Genomic DNA, 15,259 nt, shown 5'->3' with positions numbered 1-15,259 from the left:
GCGGGGGACATGGTGCGCAGAGCCGGTGTGCCCGCGTCTGCCGCTACGGCATCCGGGCTGCATGATCCGGAAAATAATATGGCGTTGGGCGCGGCTTATCTGTCTTATCTGCAGGATAAATTCGGCAACGTCGTGCCCTACATGGCAGCCGCGTATAACGGTGGCCCGGGCCGCCTCTCACGCTGGCTTGCTGCCGCTGGAGATCCGGGGCGCAGCGGTGCCTCGCAGGATGAAATGATCGACTGGATTGAAAGCATTCCCTTTTCGGAAACCCGCAATTACGTCCAGCGCGTGTGGGAAAACATGACGATCTATACGGCTATGGGGAAATGAGCATGACACCGTCCCGTTTTCTGGCAACATTCGGTGGGTGTGGTCTGGCGCCGCGCGCACCGGGTACTGTGGGATCTCTGGCTGCTTTGCTGCTGGGGCTCCCTCTTCTCAGACGTCCAAAGATTTTGTTGGGGGCCGTGGGGATCGTCTCTGTCGCAGGCTGGTGGGCCGCAGACCATGCCGGAGAAGGAGAAGATCACAGCTGGATTGTGATTGATGAGGTTGCAGGCATGTGGGTCAGTCTGCTCGCTTGCCTGCCCGAAGACCGGGAAGACCCTGCCTCTGTGCGGAAAAGTCTTGGTCTTTCCGTTCTGGCTTTTGCCCTCTTCCGCCTGTTCGATATCAAAAAGCCGGGGCCCGTCGGCTATCTGGATCGCAAGCACGGGGCGACCGGCATCATGGGGGATGATCTGGTGGCGGGTGTCATGGCGGCGGCCTGCATCAAGGCAGGGCGTCTGGTGGCGCATCGCCTCCCCTCGTCTAAAGGGTGAACGCTATGCTCTCATCCATTTTGGTCTCGGAGCTTTCTGCTGAACTGATCCAGCAGTCCGCAACACTTCTGGACGCACTCCGGCGCGCTGAGGCCAAACTGGTGACGGCGGAAAGTTGTACAGGTGGGCTGGTCGCGGCTCTGCTGACGCATCACGCAGGCTCTTCCGACGTGACTGAAGGTGGTCTGGTGACATATTCCAACAGCATGAAGCAGTCTGTTCTGGGAGTGCGGGAGGAAACGTTACGGCAATTTGGAGCTGTGAGCGCGGAAACTGTCCGGGAAATGGCGAGCGGTGCACTTGGCATCGCGCAGGACGCCACACATTCCGTTTCCATTTCTGGTATTGCCGGTCCAGGCGGTGGCTCCCCTGAAAAACCTGTGGGGCTGGTCTGGTTTGGTACCGCCATGCGTGGCGGTGATGTGCTTGCGGAAGCCCGGATTTTTGAGGGGGATCGCACCGAGGTTCGCTCTCAGGCGGCCTTGCATGCGCTTGCCCTCGTGGCGCAGCGTCTTGCTTGAGTGCGGCTCATACAAAAAGAGCGTCAGAGGGATGTCCCTCAGACGCTCTTCAAGCGCCCCTTCAACGCAGATTAAACTGCATTTTCAGGGTATTATCGCTTTTTACTGACCAGCAGCAGGAGCGTTGGCCGGCACAGTTGCGGTCGGAACAGCAGGTGCTGCCGGAACTGTAGGAGCCGTTACGTTCGGCATGGTCGGGGCTGCCGGAACAGCCGGAACCGTAACGCCCGTGCCAGCAGCCGGAACGGCAACCGTCGCGCCCGGAACAGGTGCAGCAACTGGAGCAGTCGGAGCAGCAGCAAAAGCCGGAGCATTGGCACGCTGTGCGGCATTCAGGCTCTGGTTGTTCAGGTCGTCGGTAGCGGAATCACCAGCGGCTGCTTTAGATTCCGTTGCACATTTCGTGCCAGAGCAATGTGCTGCATGTTTGTGGGCGTGGTGCGTGGCAGCAAAAACCGGGCTTGCAGCCAGTGAGGCAGTAACAAGCGCTGTCGCAGCGAAGAATTTTTTCATAAAAATCAGTCCTTATCCAAAACGCTGAAGTGCTTTTACAAAAAGCAACTTTCCAACAGATTAGTAATGTATAGAAAGTTGCGCCTTGTAACAATAACCCAGCGTATTTTAGAGCGTTTAACCTAGACCGTTCTTTGCAGAACTATTGGGCGACAGGATGCTCTTCCGGCAAGGTGGCTGCTGTCTCTGGTGGCCCGTAAACCTCACGCGCGCGCCGCAGAAAAGCTGAAACCATAAGGCGGACGGCTTCCCCGAATACAACGCCGATAGCGGCCTGAAGGATGCGGGAGCGGAATTCAAAATCAACAAAAAATTCTACCAGGCAGCCACGCGGATCGGGGGTAAATTTCCAGACGTTCTTCAGATACCGGAACGGCCCCTTTTCATACTGCACCATAATGGTATCTGGCCGGTTGAGCGTGACGCGGGACGTAAAACTCTCCCGGAACGGCCCAAAACCAACAGTCAGATCTGCCACCAGCTCCGTTGCCGTACGGGTTCGAACCCGCGCAGCAACGCACCAGGGCAGAAATTCCGGGTAGCGCCCAACATCTGCAACAAGATCAAAAATCTGATCGGCCCGATACGCGAGAACACGCTTTTCTGCGTGTTTAGGCATCAGTTCGCCCCCGCCAGACGGGCATTGCGCGTCTGCTGCAGTTCAGCAAAATCGGCATCTGCATGATAGGACGAACGGGTCAGCGGGCTGGAACTGACCTGAAGAAAACCTTTGACGCGGGCCATGGCGCCATACTCCTCAAACTCAGTGGGGGTGACAAAACGGGCAACCGCCGCGTGTTTCACCGTAGGCTGCAAATACTGGCCCATCGTAATAAAATCCACATCTGCAATACGCAGGTCATCCATGACCTGAGCGATTTCCATCTTTTCTTCCCCCAGCCCCAGCATCAGGCCGGACTTGGTGAAAATGGAGCCATCCAGCTGTTTGACACGGTCCAGCAGACGCATGGACTGGTAGTAGCGAGCCCCGGGGCGGATGCTTGGATATAGGCGCGGCACTGTTTCCAGATTATGGTTGAATACATCAGGTCGCGCGTCAACAACAATTTCTAATGCGTTGTTCTTGCGTAAAAAATCAGGTGTAAGAATTTCAATGGTTGTATCGGGGGCGGCTTCCCGGATTGACGTAATGACCCGTGCAAAATGCCGAGCTCCGCCATCTTCCAGATCGTCCCGATCTACCGATGTAATCACCACATGGCGCAGACCCAGCTTGGCAACGGCCTCAGCCACACGTGCCGGCTCATCCGCATCCAGAGCATGCGGCAGACCTGTGGTCACATTGCAGAAGGAGCAGGCGCGCGTGCAGATTTCGCCCATAATCATCATGGTGGCATGGCGCTGGGACCAGCATTCCCCAATATTGGGGCACGCTGCTTCCTCGCACACCGTCACCAGACGGTTGTCGCGCATCAGCTTGCGCGTCTCATGGTAAACGGGGTGCGTGGGAGCCTTAACGCGGATCCATTCGGGTTTACGGGCAATCGGATTGTCTGGCCGGTGTGCCTTTTCCGGATGGCGGGCTTTGCTTGCGCCGCCCTTCCGATGATCAATCAAGACGCGTGTAGACATGATATCGCCCGCTCCCACACTCCGGGTTAAGAAGAACTGGAACGCTCTTACCCCTGCGTCAAGGTAAGAACGCTCCTATTGGCGTATCAGACGGCATCACACCCACGCGAGTTGCCGTCTGCTTTCTGACTAGACGTGCAGCGCGCCGTCATACGCAGCCAGTACGGCTTCGTGCATGGATTCAGAAATGGTCGGATGGGGGAAGATGGTTTCAGCCAGTTCCGCTTCCGTCAGTTCTCCCGTGCGGGCAATGACATAACCCTGAATCATTTCCGTCACTTCTGCCCCAATCATGTGCGCTCCGAGAAGCTCACCTGTCTGGGCATCAAAGATGGTCTTTACCAGCCCATCCGGTTCGCCCATGGCCAGAGCCTTGCCATTGGCGAGCAGCGGGAACTTGCCGACGCGAACTTTATACCCGGCCTCTTTGGCGCGGGCTTCCGTATAGCCTACAGAAGCAATCTGAGGACGGCAGTAGGTGCATCCGGGAATTTTTGTAATATCAATAGGATGGACCTGCTTTCCTGCAATGGCATCTACGCACATCACAGCTTCATGGCTGGCCTTATGAGCAAGCCACGGAGCACCGGCCAGATCACCAATGGCATATACGCCCGGCTCACCCGTGCGGCAGAGAGCGTCTGTCACGACATGGGTGCGATCTGTTTTGATTTTGGTGCCTTCCAGACCGATCTTCTCGACATTCCCGACAATCCCGACCGCAGAGATCACGCGATCGACCGTAAACTCCTCAGTCTTGCCGTTGACTTCAACGGGCACGGTGACATCTGTGTCGGATTTGCGCAGAGGACCAACCTTGGCGCTGGTCAACACACGCATACCCTGTTTTTCAAAGGCTTTGCGTGCCAGTGCGCTGATTTCTTCATCTTCTACCGGCAGGATGCGCGGGGCAACCTCAACCAGAGTGACTTCAGATCCCATGTTCCGGTAGAAGGAGGCAAACTCGCTGCCAATGGCTCCTGAGCCAATCACTAACAGGCGACGCGGCAGCTCATCCGGTACCAGAGCCTCCCGGTAAGACCAGATCAGTTTTCCGTCTGGCTCCAGCCCTGGCAGGACGCGGGCCCGCGCGCCTGTGGCAAGGATAACGTGCTTCGCCGTCAGCGTAACAGGCGCGCCTTTTTCCGGTGTGACCAGAACCTTACGCTTGCTGCCCGTTACACCGTCCAGCTTGCCGAAGCCGTCAAAAACCGGAACTTTCGCTTTTTTCAGCAGATGTGCCACGCCGCCTGAAAGCTGCTGGGAGACAGCTCTGGAGCGGGCAATGATTTTCGAAAAATCAAACCCCACCTTTTCCGCACTGAACCCATATGAGCCGAGGTCATGTAGAAGGTGGTTGATTTCAGAAGCGCGCAGAAGAGCCTTTGTGGGGATACAGCCCCAGTTCAGGCAGATCCCGCCCAGATGTCTGGCTTCCACTACCGCAGTCGAAAGGCCGAGCTGGGCCGCTCGCAACGCTGCTACGTAGCCACCCGGTCCCCCACCGACGACGATAATGTCAAAATCTGTTCCGCTCATGGTCGTTTCCTGCAAACCCGATGTTAAAGAACAAGTGTAAGAGGAGATTCGACCACTGACCGGAAGGCCGAGAGCCATTCTGCCGCAACCGCGCCATCCACCACGCGATGGTCAACGGAGAGCGTGACTGTCATGACCGTGGCAATCGCCAGTTCATTCCCCTTGACCACGGCCTGTTTCTTGCCTGCGGCAATGGCCAGAATGGCGGCCTGCGGCGGATTAATGATGGCGGAGAAGTCACGCACGCCAAACATCCCCATATTGGAGATGGAGAACGTGCCGCCCTGAAACTCTTCCGGTTTCAGCTTGCCGGCTCGTGCCCGTTTGACCAGATCTTTGGTTTCCTGACTGATCTGCTTCAAGCTCTTCTGCTCAACGTTCTTGACGATCGGTGTAATCAGCCCGTCCGGAATGGAGACCGCGATGGAAATATCCACGTTGTCATGCAGGATCATTGCCTGATCTGTGAATGAAGCATTCACATTTGGTACCCGCTTGAGCGCAATGGCTGAGGCTTTGACCAGCATATCATTCACAGACAGCTTGAAGGCGTCAGGCCCGTCTTCCGGGGATGTTGCGTTCAGCTGAGAGCGCAGAGCCAGCAGAGCATCCAGTTCAACATCAACAGAAACGTAGAAGTGCGGAATGGTGCTTTTGGCTTCGCTCAGGCGGCGGGCAATCACCTTCCGCATGCTGGAGTGCGGCACGGTGCGGCTTGTGGAAGCCGGAGCCTCTGCAACAGCTCCTGCAGGTGCGCCCGTTCCCTGCTCGGCTGCTTTGTCCACATCCCGGCGCACAATGCGACCGTTCGGGCCAGTGCCTTTGATGCGGGAAAGATCCAGCCCCTTCTGGCTGGCAACCCGCTTTGCCAGCGGCGAAGCAACAATCCGCTTGCCTGTGGCAGGCTGGCCTGCCGGTGCTGTGGCTGGCGCAGCTGCCGGAGCCTGCGGAGTGGCTGGAGGCTGAGCTGCCTGTGCTGGCGGCGCAGAATTTTGCGGCTTGACTGCTCCGGCTTCAGGCACGGCCTCGCCTTCCGCAACCATAATGGCAATCGGCGTGTTGACCGCAATTTCCTGCGTGCCTTCGGGCACAAGGATGCGGCCAAGAATACCGTCTTCAATGGCTTCCACTTCCATGGTTGCCTTATCGGTTTCGATTTCGGCAATCACATCGCCAATCGCAACCTTGTCACCTTCCGCTTTTACCCAGCGGGCCAGTGTGCCTTCCGTCATGGTGGGGGAAAGGGCCGGCATCAGAACTTCAATAGCCATCTCTTTTTCCTCAGATCAGGCGACGCACGGCTTCAACCACGTGCTCGGGCTGCGGCAGGGCCAGTTTTTCCAGATTGGCGGCGAATGGCATCGGAACATCCACGCCAGTGACGCGTGCGGGCGGGGCATCCAGCCAGTCAAACGCATGCTCAATCACCTGCATGGCGACTTCTGCGCCAATACCGGCAAACGGCCAGCCTTCTTCCAGCGTGACCAGACGGCTTGTTTTCTTGACACTTTCCACAATCGTGGCTGTGTCCAGCGGACGCAGGCTGCGCAGATTGATGACTTCGGCCTCAATCCCCTGCTGAGCCAGTTCCTCAGCGGCTTCCAGTGCCGTGGTGACCATGATGGAGAAGGTCACGATGGTCACATCCCGCCCTTCCCGCTCAATCTTGGCCTTGCCGATGGGTAGGATGAAATCTTCATCCACCGGACATGGGAATTTGCGCCCGTAGAGAATTTCATTCTCAAGCACAATAACAGGGTTCGGATCGCGAATAGCCGCGCGAAGAAGCCCTTTGGCGTCGGCAGAGGACCAGGGGGCAACCACTTTCAGACCCGGAACGTGGGCATACCAGCTGCCATAGCACTGGGAATGCTGGGCTCCGACGCGTGCTGCTGCCCCGTTAGGGCCGCGGAACACAATCGGGCAGCCCATCTGCCCGCCAGACATATACAGAGTTTTAGCAGCAGAATTAATAATATGATCAATAGCTTGCATTGAGAAGTTCATGGTCATGAACTCCACAATCGGTTTAAGTCCCGTAAGCGCTGCGCCAACCGCCATGCCAGTAAAGCCATGTTCAGTAATGGGCATGTCGATCACGCGCTTATCACCAAACTCGGCCAGCAAACCCTGAGAAATCTTGTAAGCGCCCTGATATTCAGCGACTTCTTCCCCAATCAGGAAAACGTCCGGGTCCCGGCGCAGCTCGGCCTGCATGGCGTCATGCAGCGCTTCTCGCACGGTAATTTCCGCAGTGGGGCCCCAGTCTTTTTCAGGCTCGGGAGTAGTCAAAGGAGCGGAAGCCGCTACTGCAGGGACAGCGGACGGCTGTGCTACGGGTGCTTCGGGTGTTGCAGGCGCTGCCGCCGGGGCAGATGCCGTATCAGGAACCGCCTCACCGTCTTCAACCATAATGGCAATGGGGGTGTTAACGGCAATGTCCTGCGTCCCTTCCGGCACCAGAATACGGCCAAGAATACCGCTTTCAATAGCTTCCACTTCCATGGTTGCCTTGTCGGTTTCGATTTCGGCAATCACATCGCCAATCGCAACCTTATCGCCTTCCGCTTTAACCCAACGGGCCAGCGTCCCTTCCGTCATGGTTGGAGAGAGAGCGGGCATTATAATGTCTGTCGCCATAATCCGTTACGCCTCTAGCAGCACATCTGTATAAAGCTCGGCAGGATCAGGCTCAGGGCTGGTCTGCGCGAATTCAGCTGAATCGTTCACTGTAGCTTTCACGTCATCTTCAATCTTGCGCAGGTTGTCTTCACTGACACCGGCGTCCAGCAGAATCTGGCGTACATGTTCAATAGGATCGCGGGTTTTGCGGACTTGGTCCACTTCCTCACGCTTGCGGTATTTTGCCGGGTCGGACATGGAGTGACCGCGATAGCGATAAGTCATCATTTCCAGCAGATACGGGCCTTTGCCTGCCCGGCAGTGCGCCACGGCTTCTGCTGAGGCTTCATGCACGGCGGCAATATCCATGCCATCTACCCGGCGGCCGGGAATGCCCCAGGGCTCACCATTCCGCCAAAGTTCATGAGAGGCTGAGGCGCGTTCCACGCTGGTCCCCATGCCGTAAAGATTGTTCTCAATAATAAACAGGCAGGGCAGTTTATGGAGGGCCGCGAGGTTGAAGCTTTCGTACACCTGCCCCTGGTTGGCGGCGCCATCCCCAAAGTAGGCAACGGAGACTTCATCCGTTCCGCGGTATTTGTTGGCAAATGCCAGACCAATGCCCAGCGCAACCTGTGCGCCCACAATACCATGTCCGCCGTAGAAATTTTTCTCGCGTGAGAACATGTGCATGGAGCCGCCCTTACCGTGGGAATACCCGGTGGCGCGCCCTGTCAGTTCAGCCATCACGCCACGCGGCGTCATGCCCGCAGCCAGCATCTGGCCGTGATCACGATAAGAAGTGATGAGCTTGTCACCATCCTTAAGCGTCATCTGAATGCCAACCACCACGGCTTCCTGCCCGATATACAGGTGGCAAAAGCCGCCGATCAGCCCCATGCCATAAAGCTGTCCGGCTTTTTCTTCAAACCGACGTATCAGCAGCATCTCATGGAATGCATCCATAAACTGCTCACGGGTTAAGGAGGGGCCGTTTCCTCCCACACGCGCTGTATTTTCTTGCGCCGCCGCCATCGGTTTTTCCTTTTGGTTTTTAAGAACTGGGACTGTGAACACTTCGTAGTGCGGGTTCAGGATTTATAAAAACGAAACCACCCGCATTTTCCGTCGTTTATGTCTTCAATCCCGTATGATCCTATTCATTATTCCGCATTATAGTCGCCGGATCGTCCCCCGCTTTTATGCAGGAGTCTGATCCCGTCAATCCTCATGCCGCGATCGACCGCCTTGCACATGTCGTACAAGGTGAGCGCTGCGGCACTTACTGCGGTTAACGCTTCCATTTCAACGCCGGTTGCGCCTTTTGTTGTAACAGAAACCGTGATCTCGATCTTGTCATCAGCCGGAAGCAGATCAACCGAGACACGGCTGAGCGCCAGCGGGTGACAAAGGGGGATGATATCTGCGGTTTTCTTGGCAGCCATAATCCCGGCTATGCGGGCAGTTGCCAGTACGTCCCCTTTTGGCATAGCCCCGGACACAATCATGTTCAGGGTTTCGGGGCGCATCAGGATGCACCCCGTTGCAACCGCTTTCCGGTGCGTGTCAGACTTCTCCGAGATATCCACCATGTGCGCATGGCCAGAGGCATCAAGGTGCGTCAGCGTCTTTTCAGACACGTCAGGCAAACCCCAGCAGCGCCCGTGCGGCCTGACCGGGATCAGGCTGACGGAGCAGAGATTCCCCAACCAGAAACCCTGTTACCCCAATCTCGGCCAGAGACATGACATCCCCATGTGTCTTGATACCGCTCTCAGACACAATAATCCGATCCGGCGGCACGAGCGGCGCAAGGCGTTTTGTCGTCTCAATATCAGTCTGTAATGTCTTGAGATTACGGTTATTGATGCCGATCAGAAACGTATCGAGTGCCAGAGCACGGTTCAGTTCGTCCTCATCATGCACTTCCACCAGCACATCCATATCCAGACCTTTGGCGTGATCCACCAAAGCCAGAGCTTCTTCATCCGTCAGGATAGACATGATGATGAGGATGCAGTCAGCCCCAAGGGCCCGGCTTTCATAGACCTGCCAGGGATCAAGAATGAAGTCCTTGCGCAGCACCGGAAGGGAGCAGGCTGCACGAGCCGTCTGAAGGTCTTCATTCTGACCATGAAAGCAGGAGCTTTCTGTCAGAACAGACAGGCAGGCAGCGCCGGCCTGCTCATATCCCACAGCAATCTGCGCCGGGTCATACTCTTCGCGCAGGATGCCCGCTGAGGGAGAGGCTTTCTTGATTTCTGCAATCAGCCCGACTGTTCTGTCAGCTGCTTTTTCTTTCAGGGCACGCCCAAACCCGCGCGGGGCATCTTTCACATCCTGCGCTTTGGCGATCATCTCTTTCAGAGATACAAGGGTTGAACGGTGCTCAACCTCAACTCTTGTCCGTGCGCAGATCCGCGAGAGCACATCCGGCAGATGGTCTGCCTGAATGCCGGCCTCTACAGCAGAATTTCCGGCAGCGGACGAATTGGGTATTTCGTTCATAATCATCCTGTCATGTCTTGAGCATGCGTACCAGAAGATGATGTACGCAAACCATTGAGCACCGCCAGTGCGGCACCATTATCCAGCACGCGGCTGACATCGGCCACGCACTCTCTGAAGGCCTGAGGGTCTGGCTGCAAACCCTGCAGGATGGAACGTCGCCCCGCCACGTGCAGGGCGCAGGCTGCGTTCAGCAAAACAGTATCACGATAAGCCCCATGCGCACCACGGAGCAAGGCTTCCAGTGCCTGGGCGTTGTGTTGCGCATCGCCGCCCCGAATGGCGGAAACCGGTGCATAAGGCAGGCCCGCCATCTCCGCGTGTACAACAAGGGAGTGCGTGCTACCATTTTCAAGGGCGACGACACGGGTGGGTCCAGCCAGTGTCAGTTCATCAATGCCCTGCGTTTCCCCGTCTGGCTGGCCGCAAACGGCCCAGACCCGTTCCGAGCCGAGGCGGTGCAGAACATCTACCACCAGAGGCAGCCATTCCGCAGCAAAAACGCCTATCAGCTGATGCCTGACCCCTGCCGGGTTCACCATTGGCCCCAGCAGATTGAACAGGGTGCGAATACCCAGCGCTTTTCTGACCGGTGCCGCATGCCGCATGGCCGGATGATGATGAGGAGCTGCCAGAAAAACGAGTTTATGCAGGTCCAGCTGGCGAGACAGCTCTGCTGGATCAGCCAGCAAAGGCACCCCCAGAGCCTGCAACACATCAGAAGCCCCGGCACGGGAAGAAACCGCTCGATTGCCGTGTTTAGCCACCGGGACACCAAGAGCGGCCAGCACAAAAGCTACGGCTGTGGAGACATTCAAAGTGCCGTAATTGTCGCCCCCTGTGCCGCAGACATCAATCGTATCCGCCGGAACTTGCGGCACCGGGATCATACGGTTTCTCAAGGCTGTAACCGCCCCCAGAACCTCCCCGGCGTCTTCACCCCGCACGCGTAATCCCATCAGGAAAGCAGCGATCCGCTCTGCTGGCAGGGTGCCATCCATAATGATGCCAAAGGCGGCTTCCGCTTCAGCGCTGGTGAGTGTTTTCCCCTGTGCCAGAGCATTCAGGATCGTGGTGAAAAAAGCATCCGGGTTTTCCGAGGGGGAAAGTTTGGTCTCCGGCATGTCAGGCGGCTGTTTTCTTCTCGTTCCACGCACGCGCTTCCTGCAGGAAGTTCCGCAGAAGATCGTGTCCGTATTCGGAAGCGATGCTCTCCGGATGAAACTGTACGCCAGAGATGGGGTGTTGCTTATGGCAAACCCCCATGATGATGCCGTCTTCCGTCCAGGCTGTGACCTCCAGACTGTCCGGAATGCTTGACGGTTCAAGCGTCAGGCTATGGTACCGCGTGGCGTTGAACGGGTTGGGCAGGCCAGCAAAAACGTCCTTGCCTTCATGAAAGACCGGGCTGATCTTGCCGTGCATGGGGGTGGGAGCGCGGACGACTTTTGCGCCAAAAACCTGCCCGATGGCCTGATGCCCGAGGCATACGCCAAAAACAGGGATTTTTCCGGCAGCGGCCGCAATCAGCTCACAACAGATCCCGGCTTCATTGGGAGAGCACGGGCCCGGCGAGAGCACGATTGCTTCTGGCTTGAGCGCCATAGCGTCTTCTGCCGTCAGAGAATCGTTACGGCGCACATCACAGCGCTCCCCCAACTCACCCAGATAATGGACAAGGTTGAAGGTAAAGCTGTCATAATTGTCGATCAGAAGGATCATGGCTTTATGATGACCTTATGGGGCCCACGGGTCAAATGACGGAAGGGCAAGACCTCAGCCTTTTGCCTGTGTAGCGTAATGGATAGCTTCTTCCGCAGCCCGGAAAACAGCACGGGCCTTGTGGCGTGTTTCCTCATATTCCAGATCAGGCACGCTATCGGCCACTACGCCACATCCGGCCTGCACATGCATCATACCGTCTTTGACGACAGCCATACGCAGCCCGATGCAGGTGTCCATATCGCCCCCTGCCCCGAAATATCCGATACAGCCAGCATAGGTTGCCCGGCGGCTGCGCTCAATTTCGTCAATAATTTCCATAGCGCGAATTTTAGGTGCGCCTGTGAGGGTCCCGGCCGGGAATGCGGCAACCAGAGCATCCAGCGCGTCCAGATCTGGCCGGATGGTGCCTTCCACATTGGAGGAAATGTGCATGACGTGGCTGAAGCGTTCAATCACAAACCGTTCTGTCACTTTCACAGAGCCTGGCTGGCAAACGCGGCCGACATCATTGCGCCCAAGGTCGATCAGCATCAGATGCTCGGCGCGTTCTTTTTCATCCGCCAGCAGATCCTGCTCGAGCCACAGATCTTCGGCTCCATCCTTACCGCGCGGGCGCGTGCCGGCCAGAGGTCTGACTGTCATGGTGCCTTCATGCAGGCGGACCAGAATTTCAGGCGACGAGCCAACCAGCGAGAATGCGCCCAGATCCAGATGGAACAGGAACGGTGCCGGGTTGATACGACGGAGTGAGCGGTAAAGGGCCAGAGACGGCAGTGTGAAGGGGGCTGAAAAGCGCTGACTGGGCACAACCTGAAAGGCATCCCCTGCGGCGATATAATCCTGTATTTTTTTTACAGCCGCACAGAATTCCTCACGGGAGAACGTCGAATGCGGAGCCTCAAAAGCTGCTGGCAGGGTTGCTTCAGGGATGGCGGGTAATGCGCCTGCCAGACAAGCTCGCGTGCGGGCCAGCAGCGCATGCGCTTTATCCCACGCTGCACCGGCATCTTCGCCCGCTGCGGGCCGGACAGGTGCGGCAAGGATCAGTTCGTCACTCACCGTATCAAAAACAGCGAACAGACCGGGGCGCATCATAATGGCTTCCGGCAGGTTCAGATCATCCGGCGGCGCATCAGGCAGATATTCCATCTGCCGAACCATGTCATAACCCAGATAGCCAAACAGTCCGGCAATCATGGGCGGAAGGCCGGCAGGCAGGTCAAGCTGCGTCTCACGGATCAACTGACGCAGGGAGTCCAGCGCCTTCCCGTCCACAGTGCGCACGGCGGTGCCCGGTTGCGCCGGGTTTTCATCTACCGTGACCTGTCCGTTATGGCAGGTCCAGACCAGATCAGGCTTGAGCGCGATAACCGAATATCGCCCACGGGAAACGCCGCCTTCAACGCTTTCCAGCAGCAGGGTGTGGCGACCTGTGCCGCCGTCAAAGCCGGCAAGGCGAATATAGGCGGAAACCGGCGTCAGGAGATCCGCTGGTTCTACGGAGAAAACGATGGAGGGTTTTCCGGCTTTCCATGCCGTCTGGCAGGCCTCGCGAGAGGACGAGGCTGCAATCCGTGCCGTAACGCTCATGGGGCTGTGCTTCCATCAAACCCAAGGGAGGACAGTGTGGCCAGCACTGCCCGCTGATTGATAGTGGGGGGATTACGTTTGCTCAGGGCTTCTACATAGGAGGCTACGAGGTCATCCCCCGTGGACTGTGCCAGAGCATTTTTCAGGCGCTGATAAGCGGCCAGATCAGCCATTGGGTTGGGTGTAGAAACAGCCGTGACCGTTGCCACCACGAACTCGCCTGCATCCTCACCCATGACGGACTGACCAGCCTTCATGCGGGGCAGATAATCTATCAGCTCAGAGGGGATGGCCTTGTTCGGGGCCGCCCGTGAGAACGTCAGCCCTTTTACGATTGGTGCACCAGCGCCAGCAACATTAGCGAGGCCACCTTTGTCCTTTGCAGCGGTGTAAAGCGCCGTAGCCTGTTCATCGGCGGCATGCTTGCGGGCATCTGCTTGCCATGCGGCCAGAACATTGGCTTTAGCCTGTTCAAAAGTCAGCTGCGCAGCGGGTGTGATGTTATCTACTTCAACGGCATACCAGCTATTGTCAGGTCCTTCCGTCAGGTTCGGTTTAGCGCCTTTGGTCTGCGCAAATACCTGCTGCACAATGGCGTCACGCAGTTTGCCGGACGCCGGAAGCGGTGCCGGGGTCCCATCCTGCGTGTTGCCGTTGGCATCCAGTGTGCCAGCAGCGGCAGCGGCTCCGATATCCGTCGGGATAGCGTCCAGACCGTTTCCTGCCATGGCGTCCTGCAACTGGCGGCTGCGTTCGCCCACAACAGAGGGGCCTTTTGCATCACGATACTGCTGAAGGATCTCTTTTTTGGCCACGTCAAAAGGCGTGTCTTTGGGAGGGGTCACTTTTGTGACCTGCAATACAACCCAGCCACCTTCGGATTTGAACGGCCCCTGAATCTGATTAAGTGGGGCCGCAAAGACTGCTTTGCTCAGGCTTTCAGACGGAATGGTGGACGGGCGGGCACCAGGCATTTCAACAGAGGCACCGCCTTTTGCAGCAGTCTGAACAGCAGCCCAGTCGGCCCCTTTTGTCCAGACATCGGCGACAGCACGGGCCTGCGCTTCATCCGGCATGGTGACAACCTGCACATCGCGCGTTTCCGGCACGTGATAGCGGTCGCTCTCTTCGTCATAAACGCGCTTCAGATCTTTTTCATCAATGGTGATCGTGTCCGCCACGGTAGCTGGAGACAGCACGACAACCCGGGCATGGCGCAGTTCCGCCGTCCGGAAGTCGTTTAGGTGGTTCGCGTAATAGCGGCGCAGGATCGCGTCATCCGGGGCGACCGGGGTTGGCTGCTCGACAAAGGGGATGCGGATGAGATCAACCGTGCGCGTCTGCAATCCAAAATCAGACAGGCGTTTTGCAATCGTATCAGACACACTCGCGGCCTGCCCGATGGGCTGCAACATGGTCCGGCTGGCCAGATCATCACGGATCATCGTCAGAAAGCGCTGTTCCGGAATATCACGTTCCCGCAGGCGTGCGTTCAGAATGTTTCGGTCAAACTGACCATTCGCGCCTTTGAAGTAAGGCAGCGAGAACACTTCATCCCGCACAGCCGAGTCAGGCACGGATACCTTCAGTTTGCGCGCGGCTTCTAGCAACTCCGCCTGCCCGATCAGCCGTTGAAGAACCTGATAGGCAATCTGCTGGCGCATGGCAGGAGGCACCTGCGCCGGATCCGAAACACCCATCTGCTTGGCGATGGTCGGCATTTCTCCCTGCAGAGACTGCCCCAGATCAGCCGAGCTGATGCGCTGCTGACCAACTTTGGCCACCACATCGGTTTCAGTGCCCATATAGCCGAGCACATCCCCC

At 57.3% G+C, this 15,259-nt stretch carries 16 protein-coding genes; 3 read left to right on the top strand and 13 right to left on the bottom strand.

Annotated elements, in window-relative coordinates:
• The 3 genes from HK23_RS13570 to HK23_RS13560 form a co-directional block, all read left to right on the top strand.
• The coding region (locus tag HK23_RS13570) for a transglycosylase SLT domain-containing protein (RefSeq protein WP_143217577.1) at positions 1–333 on the top strand (333 nt) is incomplete at its 5' end.
• A 2-nt stretch (positions 334–335) separates the two neighbouring features.
• Entirely contained in the window at positions 336–824 is a 489-nt protein-coding gene (locus tag HK23_RS13565; RefSeq protein WP_086654375.1) for a phosphatidylglycerophosphatase A family protein, read from the top strand.
• Positions 825–829: 5 nt separating this feature from the next.
• Positions 830–1,345: a CinA family protein gene (locus HK23_RS13560; RefSeq protein WP_086654372.1), complete on the top strand. Its 516-nt coding sequence runs from the start codon at positions 830–832 to the stop codon at positions 1,343–1,345.
• A 102-nt stretch (positions 1,346–1,447) separates the two neighbouring features.
• Here HK23_RS13560 and HK23_RS13555 read toward each other — a convergent pair whose 3' ends face one another.
• The 13 genes from HK23_RS13555 to HK23_RS13495 form a co-directional block, all read right to left on the bottom strand.
• Positions 1,448–1,858 (bottom strand): hypothetical protein, encoded by a 411-nt coding sequence (locus HK23_RS13555; protein WP_086654371.1) that lies wholly within the window; start codon positions 1,856–1,858, stop codon positions 1,448–1,450.
• 142 nt (positions 1,859–2,000) lie between these two features.
• Entirely contained in the window at positions 2,001–2,477 is a 477-nt protein-coding gene (locus HK23_RS13550; RefSeq protein WP_063908252.1) for a type II toxin-antitoxin system RatA family toxin, read from the bottom strand.
• Positions 2,477–3,451, bottom strand: a complete 975-nt coding sequence (gene lipA / locus HK23_RS13545) for a lipoyl synthase (protein ID WP_086654374.1) — start codon at positions 3,449–3,451, stop codon at positions 2,477–2,479. The genes HK23_RS13550 and lipA overlap by 1 nt, the downstream gene beginning before the upstream one ends.
• 129 nt (positions 3,452–3,580) lie before the next feature.
• A complete protein-coding gene (lpdA, locus tag HK23_RS13540) occupies positions 3,581–4,990 on the bottom strand; it encodes a dihydrolipoyl dehydrogenase (RefSeq protein WP_086654370.1) in 1,410 nt (469 codons plus the stop codon).
• Positions 4,991–5,013: 23 nt separating this feature from the next.
• A complete protein-coding gene (locus HK23_RS13535; RefSeq protein ID WP_086654369.1) occupies positions 5,014–6,261 on the bottom strand; it encodes a pyruvate dehydrogenase complex dihydrolipoamide acetyltransferase in 1,248 nt (415 codons plus the stop codon).
• A 10-nt stretch (positions 6,262–6,271) separates the two neighbouring features.
• Positions 6,272–7,630 (bottom strand): pyruvate dehydrogenase complex E1 component subunit beta, encoded by a 1,359-nt coding sequence (locus HK23_RS13530; RefSeq protein WP_086654368.1) that lies wholly within the window; start codon positions 7,628–7,630, stop codon positions 6,272–6,274.
• A 6-nt stretch (positions 7,631–7,636) separates the two neighbouring features.
• A complete protein-coding gene (pdhA, locus tag HK23_RS13525; protein WP_086654367.1) occupies positions 7,637–8,647 on the bottom strand; it encodes a pyruvate dehydrogenase (acetyl-transferring) E1 component subunit alpha in 1,011 nt (336 codons plus the stop codon).
• A 128-nt stretch (positions 8,648–8,775) separates the two neighbouring features.
• Complete coding sequence (gene moaC / locus HK23_RS13520) at positions 8,776–9,252, bottom strand: cyclic pyranopterin monophosphate synthase MoaC (RefSeq protein WP_086654366.1); 477 nt, start codon at positions 9,250–9,252, stop codon at positions 8,776–8,778.
• A 1-nt stretch (position 9,253) separates the two neighbouring features.
• The gene (gene trpC, locus HK23_RS13515) at positions 9,254–10,126 is read right to left on the bottom strand and encodes an indole-3-glycerol phosphate synthase TrpC (RefSeq protein WP_373270334.1); all 873 of its coding nucleotides are present in this window, start codon (positions 10,124–10,126) and stop codon (positions 9,254–9,256) included.
• On the bottom strand, positions 10,123–11,244 hold the full coding sequence (gene trpD / locus HK23_RS13510; RefSeq protein WP_086654365.1) for an anthranilate phosphoribosyltransferase: 1,122 nt from the start codon (positions 11,242–11,244) through the stop codon (positions 10,123–10,125). The genes trpC and trpD overlap by 4 nt, the downstream gene beginning before the upstream one ends.
• Before the next feature lies 1 nt (position 11,245).
• Positions 11,246–11,842 (bottom strand): anthranilate synthase component II, encoded by a 597-nt coding sequence (locus HK23_RS13505; protein ID WP_086654364.1) that lies wholly within the window; start codon positions 11,840–11,842, stop codon positions 11,246–11,248.
• 54 nt (positions 11,843–11,896) lie between these two features.
• The gene (gene trpE / locus HK23_RS13500; RefSeq protein WP_086654363.1) at positions 11,897–13,435 is read right to left on the bottom strand and encodes an anthranilate synthase component I; all 1,539 of its coding nucleotides are present in this window, start codon (positions 13,433–13,435) and stop codon (positions 11,897–11,899) included.
• Positions 13,432–15,259: peptidyl-prolyl cis-trans isomerase (locus HK23_RS13495; protein ID WP_143217576.1), on the bottom strand; the 1,828-nt coding region annotated here is incomplete at its 5' end. The genes HK23_RS13495 and trpE, both read right to left, overlap by 4 nt.

This window comes from Acetobacter malorum (assembly GCF_002153605.1).
Taxonomy (GTDB): domain Bacteria; phylum Pseudomonadota; class Alphaproteobacteria; order Acetobacterales; family Acetobacteraceae; genus Acetobacter; species Acetobacter malorum_A.
Note: the sequence above shows the minus strand (reverse complement) of the source record. Positions and strands in the feature narration are given on the sequence as shown.